We start from the raw sequence: 24247 nt of genomic DNA, 5'->3' as shown, positions 1-24247 counted from the left end.
AACACTTTAATGCTTAAACGATGACTACAATGAAACTCAGCAATTATCGAGCGCTGATGCTAATGCGCTTAGGCTCTTTATAACTTGGTCGGGGCAGTACTTTTCAGACTTTTTCTGGATGCGGCGTTCAATGTAAATCGCCTTCATGCCAACCGCTTTAGGTCCCTCTATATCCGCGTCAATGGTGTCGCCGACGAAAACCGTTTCATCCACCGAAACGCCAAGCATCTTAAGTGCGGTTTGGAAGATTTCTGGGCTTGGTTTGCGCTTGTTAATTGCCCCCGAAATCACGATTACATCAAAGAAGTGGTCTATGTGGCTGGTTTTGAGCAGTTTGAGAACGCATTCGGGGATGGCAAAGTTAGAAACCAAACCCAGCTTGTATTTTCCATGCAGAATCTTTAGTATTGCCTCAGCATCGCTGTCTATTCGTACGAACTTCATGAATTCTTCACAGAACTCGCTTGTCGCTCCAGTCACAATGGGGTTGGAGACATCGTAGTTGTAGCCTAAACTTTTTAGTGCGTCAGAAATGCGAACGTTAAAGTGTGGTTCTTCCAAGTTTGCGTCTGCTTTAGCATAGAGTTCATCTCGCGCTTTGATGTAGGCTTGATTGAATTCTTCAAAGGGAACATTGATGCCGTGATTGTTTAGGTAACGGTACATTCTCATAAGTGAAGGACTGTAGAACTCATGATTTCTCTCGATAAGCATGAGGGTATCGAACATGTCAAACAGAACAGCTTTAATGGGCATCTGGAAATTCCTAACACTAAGTCTTGATAAAGCTTAAAATTCTTATCGCACCCTAAACATGCATTTTATCGGACGCTAACCTTTTCCGCACGAAATAGTACGCTGTGCCAACCATTAAAAAGATAACTCCAGCCAACCAAGCTTCAACAGACGCAAACAGAATAAATAACAAAAGCATAATGCACGTTGCCAAACCGAGCAAAGGCAGAATCTTCTGCCGACCGTTGTTTTTTAGTTTGAACGCTGAAATGTTAGTTATTGAATAGTTAAAGAGAAGCGCAAAGGTACTAATTGCCACAACCCTAGTTAAATCTACAAACAGCACTAAACCCGCCATTACTAATCCTGTCGCCAAAATCGCGTAGTAAGGCGTGAAAAACCTTCTGTGCAGTCGTGCCAAAGCAGAGGGTAAATCGTTGCGTCTTGCCATAGAAAACGCCATCCGCGAAACACCCAAAATCGCCGTCAACAACACGCTAGCAGTCGCTACTAAACCGCCGATGGCCACAACTTGAACAGCAAGCGGGTTTCCTGTAACGCTAATTGCTTCACTCAAAGGCGAACCAGAACTTGCAAGTGCGCCAGCCCCAACTAAGCCTACAGCAATCAAGCCGACTAAAACATAAATTACCATCGAGATTCCAAGGGACAAAAGCATCGCCAGAGGCACATTACGTTTAGCATCCTTCACTTCCTCGGCAAGAACGGCGATTCTTGCAAATCCTCCGTAAGCAAAGAAAATAAAAAAAGTTCCATACAGAACGCCGCTGGTCAGCGGCTCAAACGGCAAAAAATTGCCTGCAGAAACGTGGAAAACGCCGAAAGCCACAAAAAAAGCTAACACTAAAAGCTTGATTGCGACCAAAACGTTGTTTACGCTTGCCGATTCTTTTGCGCCAACCAAATTCAAACCTGTAAACATTAAGCACAAAACTGCGGCGACCACGTTTGTAGGCAAACTAGGAAACGCTGATGTTAAGTAATATGCAAACCCAAGCGAAACAGCCGCGCCCGTGAACGTGTTTGCGACTATCCACATCCACCCTGCCAAAAACCCAGCATAAGGCGAAACCAACTGCCGCCCATACTCGTACACGCTACCTTCCACGGGCTGCCACGCCGTCAGCCTTGCAAAACTCGTGGCAGTAATGAAGGCTATGATGCCTGCGATTATCATGGATATGACAAGCGCTGAACCAGCGTAACCCGCGACGATGCCTGTGACAACAAAGATTCCGCCGCCTATGATTGCGCCAACGTTTATGGCAACGGCGCTCCACAAGCCAATTGAACGCTTAAGCTTTCGGGATTCTTGCTCTTCCATTGTAGACCACGGCTAAACTGGAAAATCGGCGAAACACCTATTAAAGCTTAAAAAGTAAAAGTAATACTTATTGGTAAGAATGTATAATTAATTGGTGGAACAAAATGCCCACAAAAAATGTTGGACAAAAGGGACAAGTTGTAATCCCTAAACGAATGCGAGAAGCCCTTGGATTAAAGCCCGGCGTTGAAGTAACCCTTGAATTGAGAGATCAAGAAATTGTAATCAAGAAGCCTCAAGTTAAAGGTAGCTATACTGAATACTTCATAAGTACCGCTTCTCCGAAGCTAAAAAAACGAGTGAATATTAAAGAGTTAATCACTTCAGAAGTCGAAGAGCGCCATGGCCTACGTTGATTCTAACGTATTCCTGTATCCAATTTTGTACACTGCTGATGTAGAGCCTAAAGTAAAGAAAGCTAAAGAAATTTTGATAAATATAGAGAGCGGCAAACTGCATGCGTACACATCAACTTTGACTTGGGATGAAGTCGTTTGGGTAGTTCGGAAAACTATGGGGATGAGTGAAGCAATAAGTCAAGGTCAAAAATTGTTAGGGTTCCTCAACCTAGAATTCATCAGCGTGGATGAAAACATTTTGAGCCAAGCTCAATCGCTTATGACTAAATATAACTTGTCTCCTAGGGATTCTATCCATATCGCTTCAGCAGCCGATAGAAAATTAAACAGTATCATAAGCGACGATAAAGATATTGATGTTGTAAAGGAGATAAAACGAATTCAACTCTGACAGAACAGAGCGCTATTTTACTGAAGTTTTTCCCTGACGATTTGTGTCGGTTTTTAGGAACGTTAATATGACGCGGGTTCTTGAAAGGATGATAAAGAGTTGCACCTATAATTACCACAAACTTAAGAAGTTAACAATGGCTCGAGGGGCAAAATGAACCTAAAACTATGCGCCATAAAAAAAGGTAACCAACCATTCGACCGCGTCCAACTAGTCGTAGTAGACCTAGACAAAAGCAAACGCTACCCGTTAAACTTCGTGTGCATCCTGCCACGCTACTTTCGCCTATTGGAAAAACGCTCAAGCAAATTCGCTAAACTCTTTGGAGAAAAAAGCTTCTACGTAGCAAAAAAACTTCTAACCGAAGCCGCCCGCCATGAAGATGACCCTGAAATCAAAGAGGTTATAAACAAACGTTTAAAAGACATCGACTCAAAAGCAGATTGCAAGCTAACTAATTTTTCGCTGAAGAAATGAAAAGAGAAAGTAAAAAGTCATTCTCAATCAAGCCGAAGGCGCCCTTCTTGGCTGATTCCTCATCGAATGCTTTAACGCCGTCAGGCTTCAGGTTGGGCGATGCGATGGCAAAAGGCACAGGGTCACGTGTGTGCGTACCGATTTTTAGAGGCGTAGGGTGGTCTGGCAAAATTGCCACCGCACATGGCTCTCTGATGCCGTCGAGAATTCTGCCGAGTAGCCGTTTGTCTAAGTCCTCGATTGTTTTCACTTTCAGCTTGTAATCCTTAACGTGCCCCGCTTCGTCTGGTGCCTCAACATGCACAAAAACCAAATCATTGTCCTTTAGGGCTTTTAGCGCCGCGTCTGCTTTGCCCTCATAGTTAGTATTGTACAAGCCCGTGGCTCCAGGAACCGTGATAATTTGCATGCCAGCGTAAGTTCCAATGCCCTTCACTAAATCAACCGCAGAGATGACCGCTGACTTTACAAGGTACTTTTCTTTTAGCGTGGGCATGGAGGGTTTTTTGCCGCCGCCCCATGGCCAAATTAGGTTGCCTGGGTTTTTGCCTGCTTTTACTCTTGCAAGGTTCACAGGATGCGACTTTAGAATTCCTCTAGAACAGTTAATCAGGTCTCGGAGCATTTGTGCAGTGCTTTCGGCCTTGGGTGATTTCGCTTTTGGCAGAGCCGCTGAAACCTTTTCTCCGATAGCATCGTGTGGCGGCGTACACTCGATAAGCTCTGGGTTGGGGAAGTTTCGCAGTATCAAAAAGTGTCTGTAATCTAAGCCCACATAGAACTCGATGCCATTTATCTTCGCGAATTCTTTCTTTACTGCTTCTATGAGTTTGGCTGCTTCTGCAGTGGTTATGTGACCTGCCGAATAATCAGCAATTTCACCGTTGTTTTCGGTTATAAGGTTGCACCTGTAAGCCGCATCATTCTCTGCCAACTCTATGCCTCTGGATGGTGCTTCTAGCGCGCCTCTGCCTGTGCAGTAGATTTTTGGGTCATAACCTAGAACTGAACAAATAGCCACATCTGAGCCGGGCGTGCATTCGTCAGGCACGGTTTTGATTAGCCCGTTTCTACCTTTGGCGGCTATGGAGTCCATGTGTGGCTTGCGTGCCACCTGAAGCGGCGTTTTGTTGCCTAGTTCTGGCACTGGGTAATCTGCCATGCCGTCTCCGACAACCAGTAAATATTTCATTTAGCTCTTTGCTCCAAGCGTTTTTCCAAGGGTACCAGCCTGAACCCTGCTTTTTTTATGTTTCATTGAATAGTGTAACCGTGTATTTATCTGCTTAGCGCCAGATTTTAGAAATTTCACGAACGGTGGGGGCTATTCTGCGATAGGTTTCACTAAAAGAACTAAAAGATTCGGTGTCACCGAAGACACCCGCATCTCTAAGCCGAGCGCCGAGTATTTGGCTCCTGCTACTGCTGGAAAAGAACGGGTCTGCTCAACATTTTTGGCTACGTAAAACAAGCCTGATTCATCTGTTGGTGTCATACGATAACTAAAAACAAATGCATCATTGGCATAAGAATACGTAACGGATACACCCGGCACTAAACTCAACGTAGAATACCCGTCCTCAGCGCCCCCTCCAATCACTTCTTCAAAAAAAGAGGTTATTGCAGGAAGCTGCCAAACCAGCAAACCAATCAATAATATTAAAACAGCAATAGTGGCAAACTTGGCAGCGAACCCCTTTCTACCCGAAAAATCGTGTAAAAATTTAAAGTGATTGAATACCATTGTTGTTCATTATTAATAGGACTTGACTGCTTAAAAATCTTCCAAGACGCGACGAAATTATTCACGTAAAAGTTTTGCCTGAAAAAATTGATTTTATGCAGCAATGAAACGTAAGCTGTTTTGTTTACATAGCGAATGATATTGGAACATTAGAGGAAATTACATTCAATTTTCCTCTAGAAGTCCGAGGTATTTCTTCAACGAAATCTATATCAAAAGAAAATTTCGCTTCTCTTAACAGTGGATTTTCTGAGAATTTCTTCAAATTTTCCGTGAGAGTTTCTCGAATTTTCCTCTCGTCTACGTTAGGATTCGTTTTTTGTATGATTATACGCAAGTAATCGATTTTTTCTTGAATAACCTTGTACTGTTCGATTTCCCGCTCAAGTTTGAACGCGCCAAGGACTTCGATAAAATCAATCGGAGAAACAATCTGGTTACCAGGAAACACCAAATACGAGTTCTGCCTTCCCATCATCAACTTCATCAATGGAAGTTTATTTCCGCAACTACATTTTTCATTAATCGAAACCCCGACATCTTCGATGTTATATCTGAGAATGGGAAATGAATAGTTGAAAAGGCTTGTGTAAACGATTTCTCCTTCTTCACCAGCACTAACTTCGTTGCCTTCTTCGTCTACAAACTGCATGATTACTGAATCTACGTCCATATGGTACCCACCTTGCTTGACGCATTGCCAAGCTGCCCTGTCGATTTCTGTGCATCCAAACTGATCCAGATAGGGTGCTTTGAATATTTTTTGAAGAAAAGAAATTTTGTGTTTATCCACTAATTCCCCTGACCCAAATATCAACCGAGGCTCAATCGGTGCGCCGCCTTTCTGTTCGTAGTCTTTAGCCAGAAGAAATAATGCACTTGGGAAACCGTCCAATACATCGGGTTTTTGATTTTGAATAATTTTTAATCTTGTATCTCTATCTAGAGTGATTGGAACAATGTTCCGAATGTAGAAACCAAAGAGTTCTTGGAGCTTGCTTCTTCCACTAGAGTATTGGACATCAATAATAGTAAACCATTTATCCTTCGCTTTTTGTCCGCATGCAATGTTTGCACGTAAATAAATTGCCTTACGCCATGCATCTTCATTGCTGTCTAAGTATATAGAGAAGGGCTTTCCTGTAGATCCGCCTGTTGTAATTTTTTTGAGGCTACTGAGATTTTTCTTAATTGAGATTAAATCTTGAGAGGGTAGCTTTTTTAAATCAGATTTTTTAAAGATGGGGATTTTATGTAGGTCGTTTATTCCCCGAATGTCTGAGGGATGAATGCCTTTTTCTTGGAATATGCGGCGATAAAAAGGCACGTTTTCAAATGCGTTGTAAATTACTCGGCGAACCTGCAGATTTTGGTAATCTTTCAGTTTCTTTTCGTTCCACTTTAGTCTGTTCATAGCATTTAAAAGAAGAATATAAGTCAACCATGGATTTGGCAAAAATATACCATTTTGTAACTACTCATCCTTACTTTTTAACTTTCCCTACTGGTAACCATTACTGCGGTAGCTTTCAAGCATGTTTTAATAGTTGTTTGACTAGCAACTAAAATAGAGTTAAACAGTTTTTTCTGCGTTCCAAGAACCAGGAGAGCCGCAGAGTTGAAATTCTACACTGATTTTAAGTCAGCGTTTGTTTTTGCTAGAAGTGGAAAAACGTTCAAAGATGTAGCAAAAATTTTTGGTATATTTATTCTAAGCTTTTTTAGGAATCGTAGTCCCCTGAGGCTTAGGTCAATATTTGACCTGCCTGTTAGGGGATTGACGTTAGAGACAGATGTTAAATTCCGTATTAGAACAGTCTTTGACTTTTTTGTTTTTTCGAATGTATGGGAGCGGGAACTGGCTGATTTTTTTGAGTGGGAGAAGGGCATGACGTTTCTTGACGTTGGAGCACATATTGGACGTTACACAATCAGAGCTGGTGTGAAAGTTGGCGATAAAGGTAAAGTAGTAGCAATCGAGGCAAACCCTGACAATTACAATTTACTCTTAGAAAACATTAAACTAAACTTAATACAAAATTGCATTCCGCTAAACATTGCTGCTTTTGCTTACGATACTGAGCTTGAGTTGTTTATAGGTGCAGATTCAGCGAAGAACAGCGTTAAAGAGGATTCAGGAAAAGGCTACTGTGTGGTGCAGGCGCGAGCGTTAGATAACGTGTTGGCAGAAGCAGGGATAACACATGTGAACCTGATTAAAATAGATGTGGAAGGCGCAGAATACGCTGTATTACAAGGGTTAGCAAACACACTCAGGGCTGGGTCTCCTAGGGTTATGGTCGAAGTCTTGACCCAAGACGCACACCAAATTATACAGTACATGAATAATTTAAGTTACAGAGAGAAGCTTCTTCACTACAGCTCTGACTACAAAGAAGGAATAGCCTACTACAGCTTTGAAAAAGAAAAGTAGGCGTTTGTTGCATTTCAAATTTCGAAGAGTTTTAGAGACATGCTCTCTGGAGTTTGTTAAAGTTCAAAAAGCATTTAGCGATATGATTTATTAATTATGTGAATAATATGTAGCGTTGCCAGCTTTAAGTAAGATTTGGCAAAGGTTCATTTAGGATGGCTTCAAGTCCCTTAAAGAAAATATAATGTGATGGAGGCAGAGAATGAATAAGAAGATAATAGGCTTGCTCGCTATTGCAGTGGTCATATGTGCTTTAGCTATCGTTGCCGGGGTTTTTCTATTAACTCCTGCAAGTCAAGCGCCTCGGACACCTACTGGGCAACTTGATTTCACGGTTAGCGGAACAAGTGATTGCTTGAGATTCCTCAACAGTTCAGTACCTACCGTTTATGTGCCTTTTACGATAGCTGCAAACGAAAAATGGCAATTAACCATTAACGCCACAAAGATGCCTGGTGGCGCCAACGGTTGGACAGATGTCTATATCTATAAGGGCTACTGGGATAAGGGAACCAACAACATCTGCAAGTCAGGCGACCTATATCCAATTATAAGTGACATACAAAGCGCTGACTTCGAAATACGCGCCAACGCACCATACACACAAACTTTCAGTGACTCAACACAACAGAGCTACACTGTGTTCTTTGTTATCCCACCCGGCGGACCAGCAACATTCCATGTAACATTAAAACCAGTATAGAAAATTTTGCCATCTTTTTTTACTTAAATTTTTTGAGGGGGGTCAGGTGTTATCTTATTTAACGTGATTAGATGGGAAAACGCAAATAAGTTTGTAGGTTTTCTATTGGTTCGGACAATGAGGAAATCGAGGTACGCTGAGGCTGAAGGCGGGGAAATTAAGCTGGAGGCTAGTGAGTGCTTTTTCCGCTACCGAGTCCAAATCACCAATCTTCCTTGGTACGTTGTTCCAGATTTGGAACGAAACGTTCCTACTGTAGAACTAAATAACCGCCAGCTAACTCATGACACGGTGAAAACCGATGGGAAAATGGCTAGAAAGAATTGGCTCCATACGTTTCTGGATTTTAGTGGCAGCAACAATTTACCTTGCATACGGATTATACTTTGCAATTTACGGAATAGGCTTCTTAGTGCACTTAGCAACCAGCCAATACGTTTACAACCTAATCTCGCAGAACCCTTGGTGGTGGGGTGTACTCTACTACGGGAGCGAAGGCGTAGCTGGCGGCATAGCAACTTGGCTTCGCCCAATCGCAGGAGTGCTAGCGGTTTATGCTGCTTACCTGTTTTGGAAGAAAAAAGACACTGCCATGCCGACTATACGCAAAAATGTTAGCCGAGCGCTCCTGATAGAAGCGGCATTCTTCTTAATGCTTATTCCATCAGTAATTGCAGCTTTCGCATACAACCTGCCAACCACTGAATACCTATTCTACTTTGACCACACACCCGAACGCATTCTACTCTACGGTACAGCAATCCCTTGTCTTATAATCGCGCTTGTGGTCCCGCCGTTACTGCTTAAACTTCGAGCATCAATAAAACGTGACGTGTCAAAGGAAGTTATTCTCAAATGGAGCGCCCTAACAGGCTTAGCTTACGTGTTTGTGGTTTTCTGGTTTGACTACTCAATGCTTTGGGCAGCATCCACAGTGCCTTACGAGCGACCAAACCAACTCTTTGGCTGGGACTTCATACTCAACCCAACAAACTTTGTCAGTTTCGCCGTAACCCTCTTTGGCTTACTCGCCATCGCAATAGCGGCGCTGGTAACCCTGCTTCCAGCAATCAAAAAACAACCCTTCAAAGTCAACCTCACATGGCTCGGCGCGGTCATGATAGCGTTTGGAAGCTACTTCATCTTCAACACAATCTTCTACTTCGTCACAGGCGGCTACGAAGCACACCCAAGCGTATGGTACGAAGTTATTGGTCCACTGCACAACCCTAACCTGTGGGCATTCAGCTTTGTCTTCTTAGGCGCAGCACTGATAATCCAAAACAAGCTTCAAAAAAAGAACCTCTAAACCCCATTTTATTTTTTGTTGTAATCGGCATATAAGTATCCTAATTGTCAACCTATGCCCTACACCTATAGGGGGGCTATTGTTTTGCGGGCATATTTGGAGCCTATTAGTGGTTCTATGTTGAAACTAATAGAGGGGTAGGTTGCGCGAACCTATTTGCCGCCTATTAGAAACTCTATGCAGAAACCTATAGGGGGTAGGCTATATTGGCGGCTTTTTCGCTCCAAAGATATGTTGAAAAATCCCTGAAAATTCCGCTCTTTATATAGGGGGATAGGGTCTACTGGCAGAGCAACAGAACTTTAGCGGCGCAGCGTTAAACCGCCCCTAAATAAGGGGGCTATAGAAAAAAATCGCAACCGTTATTGCTCCCCTCTTTCTAATAGAAGCCCTTGTTATAGACCACTAAAAATGCCCTAAACCCCAGAACGGCTAGTTTTTCTCAAAAAACATACAAAAAATCAGTAAAACATTTAATTTTTAGAAATAGAACGTTTTTCGTTGATTTCGCCGTACTTTTAAAGAGAAAAGTTTAAGGGTAAATGTTTGTTTTAGGTTGCGAGTATTCTCACCTTGAGGTTTGTGGTTTGAAAACGAAAGTTCAAACAATCGAAGAACGCAAAGCAGAAGTCCTAATCAAGCTTAGAAAGTACAAGCTAATTGAAAAACAAAAATATGAAGGCGCATACGCCTACATCATCGAAATTCCACAAGACAAAGAAAAAGCACTAGTCTGGTGCATTCTAGGCGAGGCAACAGTCGGTATCGCAGCAATGAATACCCTCTACAAAATAATGAAAGAAAAAGAAATCGACCGAGCCATCGTAGTCACAGAAGGACGCTACACCCACGCAGTCAAACTTGGCGCAAAAAAGAAAAACGTCGAATTGCTACCAAAATCCTTCCCCGTCTTCGACATCTTTGAACATGCACTAGTGCCCTTCCACGAAATCCTAAGCGAAAAAGAGAAAAACCAACTCCTCGCACAATTCAAAGTCAAACCCTACCAAATGCCACAAATAAAATCAGGCGACCCCGCAGTCAAAGTAATAGGCGCAAAACCCGGCGACGTCCTCAAAATCACACGACAAAGCCAAACAGCAGGCGAACACGTAACCTACAGGTACGTAGTAGAATAAGAAACCTACTTCGCAATCATGATTTCGGTTGATTTCACGATTACAGTAACTTCATCGCCTACTTTAATATCTAAATCCTCAACTGCATCTTTAGTTATCACTGATGTTATGGTTACAGGCATTGCGACTTCAACCTTAACTTTCGCCGTTATTTCTTCTTTCTCAACGGCAACAACTTTACCCTTCAAACGATTCCGCGCACTCAACTTCAAACCTTCCAACTCCAAAACACCACTAGCAGACAAAACCTTATCCAAATAATCCTCCACTTGCTTATACTCATCAAGCAAACTTTTGCCCAAAGCAGTCAACCGCGCACCGCCACCGCCAGCTTTTCCACCCTTATAGGTTTCAACAATCTGCTGGCCCATGGCGCTTTGGATTTCTTGTATGTAGTTCCACATGTAACGGTAAGACATACCCAACGTTTCAGCCGCTTTAGAAATCGAATTTTCAGCATCAATTGTTTGCAGAATTTCTGCCCCGCCTTTACCAATTAGGGGTTTACCTTTATATTCAATCCACGCCTTGCATGAAAGTTTATGTTTTTTGTTGGCTAACAATTCAATTTAAGTTATTTGTGGTAAGGTTTATAAGGTTAATGATATGTATGAGCAAACACAACGGTAGCTTAACATGAAAACATGGCAAAAACTACTCGCCGCAGCAGTTCTTGCAACAATCGTTGTTATAGCGGGAACAATAGCATATTTTGAGCTATCGCCCAAAAGGCGTCTAATAATATCCGTCACCACAAGCCTATACGATACAGGGCTCCTCGAATTACTCGAAAAAGACTACGAAACTAAACACACAGACATAGACATAAACATCATAGCCGCAGGAACAGGAATCGCAATACAACACGCCAAAAACGGCGACGCAGACCTCATCCTTGTCCATGCACCCGCCCAAGAACTAACCTTTCTCGAGCAAGGCTGGGGATTAAACCGCAAAATCATCGCCTACAACTACTTCACTATAGTTGGGCCAGAAAACGACCCCGCACGAATAGAGGGCAAAGCCACAAACCAAGCACTCAGAGCCATAGCCAACTACGGAGGAAACCTTACTGACCAGTCAGGACAAACCAAAATCTGGATTTCAAGAGGCGACAACTCAGGCACGCACAGCAAAGAGCAAGCCCTCTGGAAAGCCGCAGGTTACAACTATACCGAAATCTCAACGCAACCATGGTACGCCAACGTTGGTCAAGGTATGGGAGCAACCTTAACTGTGGCTGACCAAAAAAACGCTTACACATTATCAGACATAGGTACATTCCTCAAATTCGAAAAAGACAACTCAATTTCGTTAACTGCCCTATTAACTGAAGAAAAATCTTTACTTAATGTCTACAGCGTCATGGCAGTAAACCAGACGGTGCCAGCAAACCAAACCATTCACGACAAGATAAACTATGTTGATGCAATGGATTTCATAAAGTACCTGGTTTCGTCTGAAACGCAACAGTTCATAGAAAACTACGGCAAAGCAGACTACGGTCAAAGCTTATTCTACGGTGCAGTGCAACCACTAAAAGATAACGCGCCACAACCAATCGTAAGTTGGATACAAAGCGCCGCTTTCTTTAACGGCACCGAATGTCCACAGCAATACAGAAATGGCTACCCAGAACTCTACACTTAGAGGACGACAAATTTGGTCGATGTACTTGGCGGTATAATAGAAGCTGGACGCTTAATCATAACAGGAGACCCAACGCTTTACGGAATAGTCTATCGCTCACTGCTTTTTTCAGGAGTCGCCGTCATCTTGGCTGCGTTATGGGGAACCCCAATCGCTATGCTAATCGGCTTAAGAGACTTCCGCGGCAAGACCATCGTGAAAGGTTTCTTTAACTCATTAATAGCCATACCCACGGTAGTGTTGGGTTTGGTTCTCTTTCTAATATTCTCAAAGAGCGGACCACTAGGCTTTTTGGGTTTGCTCTATACACCAGCCGCCATTATCATCGGCGAAGCCGTTCTTGTAACTCCAATACTGATTAGTATTTTGATAACCGCAATAGAATCAGTTGACCCAGAAATCCTGACTCTTGCAAAAACGCTCGGTGCTTCAGAATCACATGCCTCAATTGTCGTTTTAAAAGAAGCAGTGAACGGAGTGTTACTGTCAAACATTGCTAGCTTTAACCGAGCCATTGCTGAGTTAGGCGTGGCGTTGCTGGTGGGCGGTAACATAGCAGGGTTAACTGATGTCTTGACAACAGCTATTTCTAGATACACGCAAACAAACGATATTGGTTTCGCAATTGCGCTAGGAATACTATTGATGATAATTGTTTTCTTAATTAACATTGTAGTAATTGGTGCTCGCCGAATCAAAATGGCTCTGGTTGTTTGGAGGTCGCCTCAGTAAGGAGAGTGTTCAGATTGAGTGTAATCGCTGAATTAAAAAATGTAACCAAATTATTCGCTGATACTGTGGCGTTGGATAATGTCAACTTGCAGGTTCACCAAGGTGAAATCCTGGCTTTGCTTGGTCCCAACGGTTCAGGAAAATCCACAATACTAAAAATTCTCGCCTTCCTTGAGCACCCGACTGGGGGAGAAGTAACCTTCGAAAACATAAATGTCAACCAGAAAAATGCTGAAGAGTTCCGCCGTCAAAGCACTTTAGTATTCCAAAAGACCGCTCTCTTTGATGCTTCAGTTTACGATAATGTGGCTTACGGGTTAAAAATTAGAAAAATTCCGAAATCACAGTGCGATGAGGCAGTCAAAGAAGCGCTTCAAATTGTGAAGCTGGAGGGTTTTGAGAAGCGCTCGGCGAAAAAGCTTTCAGGCGGAGAACAGCAAAGAGTCGCCATAGCCAGAGCGTTGGTGTTGAAAACTAAACTTTTGCTTTTGGATGAGCCCACAGCAAACTTGGACCCGAAAAACGCTCAGATAATCGAAGAAGCAATAGTAAAAATCAATCAGGAGCTAAAAACAACAATTGTCGTAGCAACCCACAATATGTTTCAAGCCAAGGTTCTGCCCAGTCGCATCGCTTTGATAAATAATGGTAGAATTACCGAGGTGGGTTTGCCAGTGGATATTTTCGGGAAGCTTTCAAGGAACTTGGCAAGTTTTGCCGCTGTCGATAACACTTTCAGGGGAGTCGCTCAGTCATCAGCAGAAGGGACAACGATAGTGGACATCGGTAACGGCGTGCATATTGAGGTTACAACTCAAAGCCACGGCGAAACATCGATTTTTGTCAGCCCGCAAGACATCATCCTCTCAATGAGCCCTATTCAATCAAGCGCCAGAAACGTGTTTAGGGGCAAAATCAGCGAGATAACCGATTCGGGTGCTCTTGTTAAGATTAAAGTGAATGTGGGCAGAGTTTTTGTGGTTCAGATTACTAAGAGGTCGTTTAAAGAGATGGGCCTCAACTTGGCCTCTGAAGTTTATATCGCATTTAAAGCTTCGAGCGTCAGTGTCCTCTAAGCTGAATTTTTCGGTCTGGCTGCAACTCACTCAAAATCACTAATGCTTCGCCAAGCGGCATACCGAGTCTCTGCACAAGTTCATCCGGTGTAACTTCAACATTGGTAGGTAGAATTGAGTCTCGAACGTAGGCTTTGTGGGTTGGGTACATCACTGATGCATGAACGGCTTCGACGAGTAATTGCCAGAGCTTCTCTTTTGTGTACTCATCTAAATTCATTTTGTATCAACGGTGAATACGCTATTTCAGTTATTAGTTTACCGCAAAAACACAAGAGAACTAATAACAAAACCCGTGAAGCTACCTGTAATCCAGCGGAAGCCCCTAAAAGTTGTTATTACAATAACTCCATAAAAACGATGACGAACCACAAAGTATATCTCTGTAAGCGAAGTGTAAACCCGCGAACAACACAAAACGGAGCTAACAAATAGTGCCCATTCAAGCAGTAATATTCGATTTAGATGGAACCCTTGCCCATTTTAACCTAGACTACAAAGCTTTGCGCGCAGAAGTCAGAGACTACTTGATGCGGATAGGCGTTCCCGCTTCGGTTCTAAACGTTAATGAAAGTATTTTTGAAATGCTGAAAAAAGCAGAAATCTTGATGAAAAATAAAGGAAAATCAGCCGAAACATTCGAGCAAATCCGCAATCAAACATTGGCTATTGCAGAGACGTATGAAATTGAATCCGCCTCAACTACAAGTTTGCTGCCAGGAGCAGTTGAAACGTTAAAAGAGTTAAAGCGCATGAATCTCAAAATGGGCTTATGCACTTCCAATAGCGAAAAAGCAGCCAACTACATTCTGCAACGTTTCAAAATTAATGAGTATTTCAGCATTACGGTTCCAAGAGACCGAGTGAAATATGTTAAGCCTAACACTGAACAGTTTGAATTAGCGCTTAAAACTTTAGGTGTGGAACCACAAGCTACTGTGATTGTGGGAGATAGTACCGCAGATATGCAGAGTGCTAAAGACCTCAAAGCCGTCGCTGTCGGTTTTCCGACTGGTTTCTCTACTGTTGAGCAACTAAAAACCAGCGGCGCAAACTATATAATCACAGTAATGACTGATTTGCCGACTTTAATAAAGAAACTAAATGAGGATTAAGCGGCGGTAATTACGCCGTCATCTTTGCAGACGAGTTTTCTTTCCCTAATCAGCCTCTTTAGAACTTCAGAGAACACTTCTTTAGCTTCACTGCCTGAATGGTTGATTCCAAACACTTTGGCTGTTTCATTAATCAATGAATCGTCGCTTATGCCTAAAGCATATTGCGCTATTATCTTCATAGTTGCCTCAATCTCTTCGGGTGGAATGTACTGAGCCTTACGTTTAGACTCTGGAACGCCCTGTATCGGAACACGAATAGGAGTTTCTTTAAGTTGCGGGGGCCAGAGGAACCTGCCTTTAATTACAACTTTTTGCTCCCGAATCAGATTGTTTAATGCCTCTTTGACGGCATGCGCAATTTTCGGAGTAACCTGCTTTATACCCCATGTGGCAGCTAAACGTTCAACAGCATAATCAAAGTGAACTGGTCCCTCGTTTTGTATGAGTTCATATAGAAGTTTGGTTTGGTTTGCACGGTTCTCCGGGAAGTGGAATTGGTTTTTCTGTTTTGAATCGTATGTGGATTTTGCTGTGGTAACCTTGATGTAGGGACTGTAAGTTGCTTTAAGCGGGTGAACTTTGTAGGGCACTCCAATCTTTTCGATTCCTGCAAACTGGATTTTCTGAACATCAACTGAGGGCGCAGAACCTTTGTCAACGATTGGTATTTGAGAGAACTTTTCTATCTGCTGTTTTTGGGCTTGCTCAAGCGCTTCTTTTAATCTTCGGATTTCAGAGTCGCGGCGTGCAACCCAAGCTGGAGACCAAACGCGGTGAATACGCCAGCCCAGTTGCCTCAGTACTTGTTCGCGTAATCTGTCGCGGTCCCGTGCGCTATTGATTGACCTGTATGTTTCACCATCGCATTCTACACCAAGCAGAAAACTGCCCCGATTAACAGGATCAACCACACCTATGTCTATCTTGTATCCACTACAACCTACTTGCGGAACAATATCATAGCCCATCTTTTTAATTTCAGCGGCGATGTCTTCATCTAGCATTGAGTCAAACTCTCCATCTTTGCGTTTGGCTGAATAAGTTTCAGGTCCTTGCTCGGCATAATCAAGGTAGGTGCGTAGTGTTTGAACGCCTAGCGCTTGAGCATCTGGATCAATATCTGAACCTTTAATCGAAGTAATCAACAATACTTTCTCGCGTGCCCGTGTTACTGCAACATTTAACCGTCGTTCTCCACCTGGCTTATTTAGTGGACCAAAGTTCATAGTGATTTTGCCATTTTCATCATAACCATACCCAACACTGAAGAATATGACATCCCTTTCGTCACCTTGCACGTTTTCCAAGTTCTTAACGAAAAAGCCTTCCAAGCGGTCTTCCTTAAAGAACTGCTCAAATTCTGGTTCTTCTTTTAGTCGGCGGTCGATGGCTTCTTCAACTGCGTTCATTTGTGCAATGCTGAATGTTACGACACCTAATGTTTTCTTTGGGTAGTTTTTGAAGTGTTCAAAGACTAAATCAGCTACTTTTTCGGCTTCTCTTGGGTTGTCTCTTTTGCCGCCCCTATCATAGATTCCGTCGGGTACGTAGACAAGTTTTACGCCTAAACTGTCATGTTGCGCTGTTGCCGCTGGGAATGTAATCAGTGTGTCATCGTAGAAACGGTGATTTGAGAACGCGATTAACCCTTCATGTTTACTGCGGTAGTGCCAACGAAGAGTTTTAACTGGCAAGCCGATACCTAAACACTCGTCTAGAATGCTGTCGAAGACTTCTACGTCTTCATCACTTAGCTCATCCCAGTCAACGTCATCAAGCAGGTTCTTTTGGAAGAACGACGTGGGCGGCAACTGCCTATTATCGCCTGCTACAACAACGGCTTTTCCCCGATAGATTGCGCCGATGGCATCTTCTGGAACAAGTTGTGAAGCCTCATCAAAGAGAACCAAATCAAACTTCGCGTCAGGCGGAAGGAACTGGCTGACTGAAATTGGACTCATCAGCAGACATGGCTTGAGCTTAACTAGCAAGTTTGGTATCTTTTGCATGAGCGTGCGGATTGGCATCAATCGCCTCTTCTTGGCTGCCTCTTTTGACAGGATATTTGCTTCTGTGTCAGCGGCTTGGATTAGGATGTCTTGGGGTTTTCTGCTGTTGGCTGCTTCAATAACCATGCTTGAGGTAAGACGGATAAGTTCTTGGTCAAGTTTTCTAAAGTCAGCGATTAGTTGCTCATGGTTCTCTCTGCGGAACCTGCCCAGTTTAGGGTCCTCATTGTAGAGGTTGTTTATCCATTCCTGATAGACACCTCGTCGAAAAACAGGCACCAAATCAGTTGCTGGAATCTTCTGTTCAACTAGACGGTTAAAGAACTGATCTAAACCTCGCAGTGCAAAACGGTTTTTTATGTCTTTAAAGTCAATCCAAACCTGCAAGTCATCCACGCGGTCACGGAAGGCTTGGATTCGTTCACTTATAACTTGGATTTCCAAGTCTTTCAATAACTGGTTTTGATACTTCATTTCACTTTCAAAGCGTTTTCCAAAATCAGCCAAAACAGTTAGTGCTATGTCCCGTTTTTTGGATAACTCCTCATTCGAAGGTGCGGCTGTTGGTCCTTTTGCGGCAATACTTGCGAATGCCTCTGGCACAGGGATATCGCCGAATACTCCCTGAACCTTTCTGCACCATTCAAGCACAGTTAGTATGTCTTGCCAGTTTGTTTCAAGGCTTTGGAAGCGGCTACCGAATTTTTCTTGCAGTTGAGCTTTTTCACCTATGATTTTTGCTTCTTTCTTTTGCATGTCTTCAGCGTTCTTGAGGTCATCTAAAAGTTGCTTGTAGTTTTCGGGTTCTTGTTTGCTTGTCGCTAGCGTTTCTTTAGTTAGAGCGCATAGGTGATTGAGGTGCTTTTCTGTTTCCGTCACCCATTCATCCAGCACTGATATGGGCGTCTGAGTAACAGCGGCATCTGCTTTTGACAGTTTCGCTGGTAAGAGGAATTCTATGTCTTTGATTTGCTGTTCCCACTTCTCAATAGATGCCTGTAGCTCTTGACCTAGATTCTTGATCATCGGTGAAGGATTTGTGGGTGTGGTTAGTATCTTAAGTAAGGTTTCAGGTATCTGCGTTGCCCATGACAGGTTTCTGACTTCTTTTGTTAACTCTATGGCTTTTTCGGCGCCTTTGAAGTCTGTTCGGGTTTTGTGATAATAGTGACCAAGTAACGAGCGGACGGTTTCAGCTGAAGCCTCAATTTTTGCCTGCAGTTTTTTGACTCTTCGTGCATCAATTAAATCGTTCAGTATTGCTTTTGGAACTTTACCGTCATTTGTTATCTTTGCAATTTGTTTTTGGTCTTTACGGTAGGTTGAGTTGAAAATTTTAAGCCCACTCTGGTAGGGTCCACTGTATCGTGTTATGAGTTCGTCGAGGTCTAATTCATAGATGCCGTCGCTGTAAGTTTCTTCTAATCTGCTTTTGAGCAAGTTGTACTCTTGATATTGCAGTTTTGCTTTCTCTACTGTTTCTTGGACTTGTTCTAGATATTTTGCGTCGAACCATTGGGGTTCAGGTTTATCATCAGCAAAACACAATAGTGCGATGCGGGATAACTGTTTTAACTGTGTAACCGTTAAGTCCGTTCCGTCTAATCCAAGCAGTGGCGCGAGAGCTTGCGCTGTTTCATTCCATTTCTTTGCGGCGACTTGTGTGTTTTTTATGAATGCTAAAAAGGTCTCTCGCTTCTTTAAGAATTCGCTCTCTTCAATGTTGACTGCTGGAAGCATCTTGCTTAACGCTGCAAGTGCATGCTTCATTTCCGTTGACCTTGTTAGAGCCAACTCAAAGAGGGTAGGGTGATAGCGTTGCATCAGGTTGGCGCGTGTTTCTTTTATCCAAATGCTCATCTCGTTGTAGGCTTTGGCTTCAGTTATCAGTTTCTCAAGGTCTGGGTTCGTTAGCCAGTAAACTTCTGGTTTGGGGCTCTCATGGAGCAGGTTGCTTGTTTCAATGAGCCACTGTATTCTAGCAAAAGTTTCAGGTGGAAACACGCCCAAAACTGCGGCAAACTCTTCAGTTTCCTGTTCCAGCGCTCTCAATGTTGCGCTAATGTTTTCGAGTGTTGTGAGGAGTTCGGAGCGGATTTCAAGGTTGTATTTGTCAGCGTGGTATCCGAGCCATGGAAAGTCTGGTTCCTCGATTACTTGCCAAACCTTGCTCAGTTGCATGGTTAGTTCTTCGAGTTCGCGCATTTTTTGAGGTGTCAGCGTTCCTATTTCTGTTAAGCCAACTGGAACGAAGGGTACCCGCTCCAAACTGGAAATTATGCTCAAAACCTCATAAGCGCTCCTCTGCAGGTACTGGTGCTTCTCGTGGAGTGCCGTGACATAGCCGTTTAAGGCTTCACGATACTCAATTAACCTGTCAAATTCGTGAGGTGAAGGAAGTTTGCGTGGAACCAAGTTTTCATCTAAGCTACGTTTAAGTTCCGCCACGACCTCTTGCTTGTTAGCCTTGCTACTGTGGAGTTCAAGGCAGAAATGAGCTAATCCCACCTCACTTAAGCGTTTGTATACCACTTCTAGTGCAGCCATTTTGTCGCTTACAAAGAGTACGCTCTTGCCGTTGGCGATGCATTCAGCGATGATGTTGGCGATGGTTTGGCTTTTGCCAGTGCCAGGTGGTCCTTTCATGACGAAGCTTTGTCCTCGCAGGGCGTATTCTATTGAGACTCGTTGGCTGCTGTCGGCGTCGAGGACTTGGTAGGTTTTTGCGGGTAGCTGAATTTTGTCCACATCTTTTTCGTCTGGTAAGTTATCTAAGATTAGTTTCTCGTCTCTAACACCAGCGATTGCTTTGATGATTGGGTGCTGAGTAACCAAGGCAGCGTTAGATTCAAGGTCTTTGTATATGACGAGTTTTTGGAAAGAGAAAAGTCCCAGATCAACAGATGGCTCGACTTTCCAGCCCATTTCAGAAACTGCCTGTTCCACCGAGTTAAAGTAATCATCTAAACTTTGATTTTCCCATTCTTCAGGTAGGGCTGGTAAATCAATTTTGTAATCATTTTTCAATTTTACTTGCAAAGCAGGGTTTAGCACCGCTTCATCTTCTACTGGCGGGACTGCAATGGTGTAGGGTTGGCGGATTGTTTCTCGCGTTAACTCTAACGGCACAAGAATCAGTGGCGATTGGACGTTTTCTTTGGTTTCAAGGTCTACCCAGTTTAAAGTGCCGAATGCCGCATGCAGGATACGGACGCCTCGTTCACGGTAATCAAGGAGTGAGCGTCGCTGGAGACTTTTGAGGGTGTTTTCAAGGTCGCTACAGGGTATTTTGCCGCAGACGAGTTGGTTTGCTGTGGGGCGTTTGGGTTCTTGTGTGATGGCTGAGGTGACTTGAGGTTTTGCTGTTTTGGGTTTAGTTTTTGTTTTGTTCTTGTTTTTGCCGTTTTCTTTTTCGTTTGTCTTTTCAGATTTGGGTTCTTGGAGTGGAATAAAAAATTCTAGGCGGTTCTTTCTTACCACAAGGGCTGTGAAGATTTTTTGTTGGTCTGGTTGTGTGATTGGGAGGTTGCCGCGTTTTGTTTTGCGGAAGTAGAGGAGGTTGTTTCGTTTTGATAGGTCGATTAGTCGGGATTTCCAATCTTCGACACGTTTCATAGCTGAGGAAGCAAGAGTTTCGGTCATTAGAGGGCACATCCGCGCGAGAGTTATTTTAGCATTATTGTTGTATGATACTTTAATATTTACGCTTGTTCCCAGAATGGTTAAACAATCAATTAGTCAACTTTGAATTGGCAAAAGAGTCAGTTGATTCTGGATGTGCACTCGGTTGAATAAACAACTTGTTGCGGGTGCTTCTTAAAGGCTTAAATTAACCTGTTGAGTACTTGCTTGTTTGGTGAGCAACCTACAGGCTGAGTATTTTCCCCTCTCTTCCTGAATTGGGGTCTTTTTCAGTTGTGTAGGGGCTCACCGTTTATGTGCCAGTGGATTAATGTCTTGTTGGGGTTTTGTTTTTTCTTAGTTGTTGTTGAAAGTCCGTGCCTTAGAACCACATCAACCTTACAGGTTGCTTAAGACGTTGCTTTTTAGTGTTTTGTTTGTGTTTTGAGTCCCTGTTGGTTGTGCAGTTGCCACAAGCAGTTGGGATAGAAAATTCTTTGATTTTCTGTTAAATTATAAAAAGGTTGTTTATGGGATGGTGGACTGGCCGGGATTTGAACCCGGGGCCTCCACGATGCCAACGTGGCGATCATACCAGGCTGATCTACCAGCCCTCAGCCACACTAAGCATAAACAGAAAACATTTAAGGATTATGCATCTGAAAACAAAAGAAAACCCAGTAGTTAAGCCCTGCTCTGTTTATTGCTGAGAATCTGTAGCTGTGATGTGGCTTACTTGATGTTAAGCAAAGTTCTTGTTTGGTCCATAGTAACTGGGGTTTTCGATTAGGTTTGCCATTGCGTATCTTTCCGCCAAGTGCTCGTCAACAAAGGGGCTGTATTTTCCCATGCGCTCAAGCTCCATGTTGATTCCCCGCTTTAGCTGTGCTGGAGAAACTTTTTTTTCTGGGCATGGAAAGCCTAATGCTTGCATTTTTAGGGGGTCAAGGTGTGTTCGTATGGCTAGGTTTTTGCGCCATTGTTCTGCTGGGGTCTTCGGTTTTGCGTTTGCCCAAGCGATTCGCTCATGCTCTATTAACTCTTCAAAATTAGGAAAGTCAGGCAAGTTTTCGTCAAGGATGTGGCCAAGTTCATGTCTTATAGTTAGTTTAGTTGCTTCTGTAAGTTTGCCGATGTCCATGTCTCTTTTAGCCGCTATTTTGATGATGTTGCCTGTGACTTCTGAGAGACTGGTGTCGTAAGCGTAAATTGCCTTTATAGTGTACTCTACAAGTTTTTTTACAGCTCCCCCGCCATACTCTGTTTTCAAGAAGTGTTCTGCATATTCTATTATTTGGCGTTCAATCTGTTCCACTGATACTTGCAAGTAGCCTTCTCCTTTCTCAAGGCATCATACACGGCTGCTTGTTATAAACGATATTACGAATTTGGTAATATCCACAAAAATGACCGCATAAGGATGCAGTTAAACATTATAAGCGGTTATTTAGTCTGTTTGGATGTTTGCAGTTTTGTTTTCAGGCAACCAGTTTCTTGATTTAACTATGGTTTTGTTTGCAAACGTCATTTTGAGGGTATCGTCGTAAGGGCAAATTTCGACGCATCGAGCGCACAGGATACATCTTGATTCTGTAACGTCACCGCCTTTCTTTTCGTACACGTCCGTCGCTTGGGTTGGGCAAACACGCTTGCAGATACCGCATTTTGTGCATTTTTCTTCATTTTTCTGTAGTTTGGTAAGGGCGATTTGTTTGAATGGAGGAAAAGTACTAAACAGCGCTGTTAGTGCTCCTAAAGGGCAGATTCTGCACCAAACCCTTCGGTATGCTAACGCTAAAATTGTGATTATGATAAGGATGGTGATGTTTATCGATGAGACGTAACCGCCTGCTATCCAGAACGGTCCATACGTTATTTGTGAAACGTAATCATAATTCATCGCGCCGACACCGCATTGTGCCAATACACATAGCGGTCTCATGGGGCAAACTAGACAGAACGGCTCGTTAATCCACCCAACAATGCCTGCTTCTGTTCCTTCTGGTCCGCCTGGTTTTGTACCAGGAATAAGTTCGGTGCCGAAGATGGAGTAAGAACCGAAAATGACGCTTAGAATTAGAAAAACGGCGATTATGATGTACCGTGACTGCCCCAGCTTGACGTTTGTTTTTTCAGAAAAGTTCAGATGCCGCTTTCTAGCTGCTTTGCGTATTCTTGTCAAGACGTCTTGATAGAGCCCAAAAGGGCATAGCCAACCGCAGAACGCTCTGCCTAAAATTATCGCAGCAACGATTGTTAAGCCTATAACTATGGCTATTTTTTCTAAGCCTGTTGTGGTGTAGAAGACCTCATAGCCTCTTGGGTAGTTCCAGAATGGGAAGATGTAGGCTTGCAGTTGCCAGAGCGTGCAGGTGACGGTTCGTCCGTTAGGGTAGTAGCATGCTAAAATTGGCAAAGGGATTCCGTCAGGCAGTTGCGTACCTAAAAGGTCAGCGCCGATTAAGCGCTCTCTGGGCGTAATGCCTAAAGGTTGCCACAGAGGCAAGTTGAAGGGCCCAAGTATAAGTCCCATAAATATTGCAACAACAGCGACTGCTTGGATAAAGAGCCTAAGTGAGCTAAACCGTTTCGTCTTATCTTTTGTTAGTTTAAGTATAATAACGATGCCGACTACCACTATTATTGCATAAATCGGTAACACTAAAGCGGGAGAGTTTTCCCAAGACATTAATCTAATCCTCTCCCTTTAACTTTAATGAGTACCGCAAGAGCAATCGTGGCTGCAACTACAAGTGCAGTAACTATAGCTATGGAATGTCTTTGATAGAAGGGAAGGTGCTCGTCGGATGGATAATCAAACACATAATGTACGATGGATACCCTGCTTTCCACGCAATGAATAACCACTGTATTGTCAGGCAAAAGATTCCAACCGTCTCCTTCCGCGAGGAAAATGCTGTCTGGTATAACTACGCTCCACTCATCGGGTCGTGTTTTTTGAGATTCATTAAACCCAAAATTTATGGTTTGTTTTCCATGCCCTTCAACCGAGTATCTTATTGCCACTGCCCGCAAAGTGGCATTGTAAGCTCTGTAAAACAATATTGTAACGTTGGAGTCCTGTGTTGAAATTTTAAGATTTCCAAGTGGTTGGGAATTGTTGAGTGCCAAATCCTTAAAGTGCCAAGTGTTGTTTTCCAGTGTTGCTTCTGAGCAGGTACCGTTCACTGAAAAACTGATGGAGCCATTCAGTGCTGGAATACTGAATTTATCAGCAGGTGTGAAGGTTACACTATTTTCAGCCTTGGCACTAGAGTTGATTGGGGAAAACAAGCCTAATACAATAAATAGTATTATTCCTGCCCAGATTAGTTTACGATGAATCGCCAACGTCTCACAGCAATGATGATTCATGTATTTTGATTGGCTATAAGCCTTTTCAAA

22 protein-coding genes, 1 tRNA gene and 1 pseudogene are annotated in these 24247 nt (G+C 43.2%); 12 read left to right on the top strand and 12 right to left on the bottom strand.

The genetic code is table 11. The features are described 5' to 3' along the window. Positions 1 to 36: 36 nt before the first annotated feature. Both NWE95_08645 and NWE95_08640 read right to left on the bottom strand, forming a co-directional pair. Positions 37 to 756 carry an HAD family hydrolase gene (locus NWE95_08645; protein MCW4003962.1) on the bottom strand — a complete coding sequence of 240 codons (720 nt, stop codon included), beginning with the start codon at positions 754 to 756 and terminating at the stop codon, positions 37 to 39. A 52-nt stretch (positions 757 to 808) separates the two neighbouring features. Continuing rightward, positions 809 to 2080: an amino acid permease gene (locus NWE95_08640; protein MCW4003961.1), complete on the bottom strand. Its 1272-nt coding sequence runs from the start codon at positions 2078 to 2080 to the stop codon at positions 809 to 811. A gap of 104 nt (positions 2081 to 2184) precedes the next feature. On the opposite strand from NWE95_08640, the gene NWE95_08635 reads away from it, so the two are divergent. From NWE95_08635 to NWE95_08625, 3 genes are all read left to right on the top strand, one after another. Then, entirely contained in the window at positions 2185 to 2436 is a 252-nt protein-coding gene (locus NWE95_08635) for an AbrB/MazE/SpoVT family DNA-binding domain-containing protein (protein MCW4003960.1), read from the top strand. Beyond that, positions 2423 to 2830, top strand: coding sequence for a type II toxin-antitoxin system VapC family toxin (locus NWE95_08630; protein ID MCW4003959.1), 408 nt, complete (start codon positions 2423 to 2425; stop codon positions 2828 to 2830). Before NWE95_08635 ends, NWE95_08630 begins: the two co-directional genes overlap by 14 nt. A 153-nt stretch (positions 2831 to 2983) precedes the next feature. Continuing rightward, positions 2984 to 3307 carry a hypothetical protein gene (locus NWE95_08625; protein ID MCW4003958.1) on the top strand — a complete coding sequence of 108 codons (324 nt, stop codon included), beginning with the start codon at positions 2984 to 2986 and terminating at the stop codon, positions 3305 to 3307. Here the strand turns inward: NWE95_08625 and NWE95_08620 are convergent. The 3 genes from NWE95_08620 to NWE95_08610 all read right to left on the bottom strand — a co-directional run bounded on the left by NWE95_08620 (position 3285) and on the right by NWE95_08610 (position 6465). Next, entirely contained in the window at positions 3285 to 4499 is a 1215-nt protein-coding gene (locus tag NWE95_08620; GenBank protein MCW4003957.1) for a cofactor-independent phosphoglycerate mutase, read from the bottom strand. The genes NWE95_08625 and NWE95_08620 overlap by 23 nt on opposite strands. Before the next feature lie 132 nt (positions 4500 to 4631). Then, positions 4632 to 5051, bottom strand: a complete 420-nt coding sequence (locus tag NWE95_08615; GenBank protein ID MCW4003956.1) for a hypothetical protein — start codon at positions 5049 to 5051, stop codon at positions 4632 to 4634. Between the two features lie 124 nt (positions 5052 to 5175). Then, a complete protein-coding gene (locus tag NWE95_08610) occupies positions 5176 to 6465 on the bottom strand; it encodes a hypothetical protein (GenBank protein ID MCW4003955.1) in 1290 nt (429 codons plus the stop codon). A 204-nt stretch (positions 6466 to 6669) separates the two neighbouring features. On the opposite strand from NWE95_08610, the gene NWE95_08605 reads away from it, so the two are divergent. From NWE95_08605 to NWE95_08585, 5 genes and pseudogenes are all read left to right on the top strand, one after another. Next, a complete protein-coding gene (locus tag NWE95_08605; GenBank protein ID MCW4003954.1) occupies positions 6670 to 7485 on the top strand; it encodes an FkbM family methyltransferase in 816 nt (271 codons plus the stop codon). Between the two features lie 202 nt (positions 7486 to 7687). Next, positions 7688 to 8188 carry a hypothetical protein gene (locus NWE95_08600; protein MCW4003953.1) on the top strand — a complete coding sequence of 167 codons (501 nt, stop codon included), beginning with the start codon at positions 7688 to 7690 and terminating at the stop codon, positions 8186 to 8188. Between the two features lie 301 nt (positions 8189 to 8489). Then, complete coding sequence (locus NWE95_08595) at positions 8490 to 9497, top strand: hypothetical protein (protein MCW4003952.1); 1008 nt, start codon at positions 8490 to 8492, stop codon at positions 9495 to 9497. 542 nt (positions 9498 to 10039) lie between these two features. Then, positions 10040 to 10378 (top strand): annotated as a pseudogene (locus NWE95_08590) (hypothetical protein). Between the two features lie 6 nt (positions 10379 to 10384). Beyond that, the gene (locus tag NWE95_08585) at positions 10385 to 10636 is read left to right on the top strand and encodes a DNA-directed RNA polymerase subunit H (GenBank protein MCW4003951.1); all 252 of its coding nucleotides are present in this window, start codon (positions 10385 to 10387) and stop codon (positions 10634 to 10636) included. Positions 10637 to 10641: 5 nt separating this feature from the next. On the opposite strand, the gene NWE95_08580 is transcribed toward NWE95_08585, so the two are convergent. Then, positions 10642 to 11199: a TOBE domain-containing protein gene (locus tag NWE95_08580; protein ID MCW4003950.1), complete on the bottom strand. Its 558-nt coding sequence runs from the start codon at positions 11197 to 11199 to the stop codon at positions 10642 to 10644. 73 nt (positions 11200 to 11272) lie between these two features. Between NWE95_08580 and NWE95_08575 the strand changes: the two genes are divergently transcribed. From NWE95_08575 to NWE95_08565, 3 genes are read left to right on the top strand one after another with little or no spacing between them, the layout of a single operon-like run. Then, positions 11273 to 12286, top strand: a complete 1014-nt coding sequence (locus tag NWE95_08575) for a substrate-binding domain-containing protein (protein ID MCW4003949.1) — start codon at positions 11273 to 11275, stop codon at positions 12284 to 12286. A 12-nt stretch (positions 12287 to 12298) separates the two neighbouring features. After that, positions 12299 to 13018 (top strand): ABC transporter permease, encoded by a 720-nt coding sequence (locus NWE95_08570; protein ID MCW4003948.1) that lies wholly within the window; start codon positions 12299 to 12301, stop codon positions 13016 to 13018. Positions 13019 to 13032: 14 nt separating this feature from the next. After that, the gene (locus NWE95_08565) at positions 13033 to 14094 is read left to right on the top strand and encodes an ABC transporter ATP-binding protein (GenBank protein MCW4003947.1); all 1062 of its coding nucleotides are present in this window, start codon (positions 13033 to 13035) and stop codon (positions 14092 to 14094) included. Here the strand turns inward: NWE95_08565 and NWE95_08560 are convergent. Continuing rightward, positions 14081 to 14314 carry a hypothetical protein gene (locus NWE95_08560; GenBank protein MCW4003946.1) on the bottom strand — a complete coding sequence of 78 codons (234 nt, stop codon included), beginning with the start codon at positions 14312 to 14314 and terminating at the stop codon, positions 14081 to 14083. The genes NWE95_08565 and NWE95_08560 overlap by 14 nt on opposite strands. 214 nt (positions 14315 to 14528) lie before the next feature. Here NWE95_08560 and NWE95_08555 point away from each other — a divergent pair, with 214 nt between their 5' ends. Beyond that, positions 14529 to 15209: an HAD family hydrolase gene (locus NWE95_08555; protein ID MCW4003945.1), complete on the top strand. Its 681-nt coding sequence runs from the start codon at positions 14529 to 14531 to the stop codon at positions 15207 to 15209. Here NWE95_08555 and NWE95_08550 read toward each other — a convergent pair. The 5 genes from NWE95_08550 to NWE95_08530 form a co-directional block, all read right to left on the bottom strand. Next, positions 15206 to 20863 (bottom strand): DUF3320 domain-containing protein, encoded by a 5658-nt coding sequence (locus NWE95_08550; GenBank protein MCW4003944.1) that lies wholly within the window; start codon positions 20861 to 20863, stop codon positions 15206 to 15208. The genes NWE95_08555 and NWE95_08550 overlap by 4 nt on opposite strands. Positions 20864 to 21378: 515 nt before the next feature. Continuing rightward, a tRNA-Ala gene (locus tag NWE95_08545) sits at positions 21379 to 21456 on the bottom strand. Positions 21457 to 21584: 128 nt separating this feature from the next. Next, the gene (locus NWE95_08540) at positions 21585 to 22169 is read right to left on the bottom strand and encodes a hypothetical protein (GenBank protein MCW4003943.1); all 585 of its coding nucleotides are present in this window, start codon (positions 22167 to 22169) and stop codon (positions 21585 to 21587) included. A 120-nt stretch (positions 22170 to 22289) separates the two neighbouring features. Next, complete coding sequence (locus NWE95_08535) at positions 22290 to 23531, bottom strand: 4Fe-4S binding protein (GenBank protein ID MCW4003942.1); 1242 nt, start codon at positions 23529 to 23531, stop codon at positions 22290 to 22292. After that, positions 23531 to 24193, bottom strand: a complete 663-nt coding sequence (locus NWE95_08530) for a hypothetical protein (GenBank protein ID MCW4003941.1) — start codon at positions 24191 to 24193, stop codon at positions 23531 to 23533. The genes NWE95_08535 and NWE95_08530 overlap by 1 nt, the downstream gene beginning before the upstream one ends. Positions 24194 to 24247: the final 54 nt, after the last annotated feature.

The organism is Candidatus Bathyarchaeota archaeon, assembly GCA_026014725.1.
Lineage (GTDB): Archaea > Thermoproteota > Bathyarchaeia > Bathyarchaeales > Bathycorpusculaceae > Bathycorpusculum.
The sequence above is the reverse complement of the archived record's forward strand: the minus strand, read 5'-3'. Positions and strand labels throughout refer to the sequence as shown.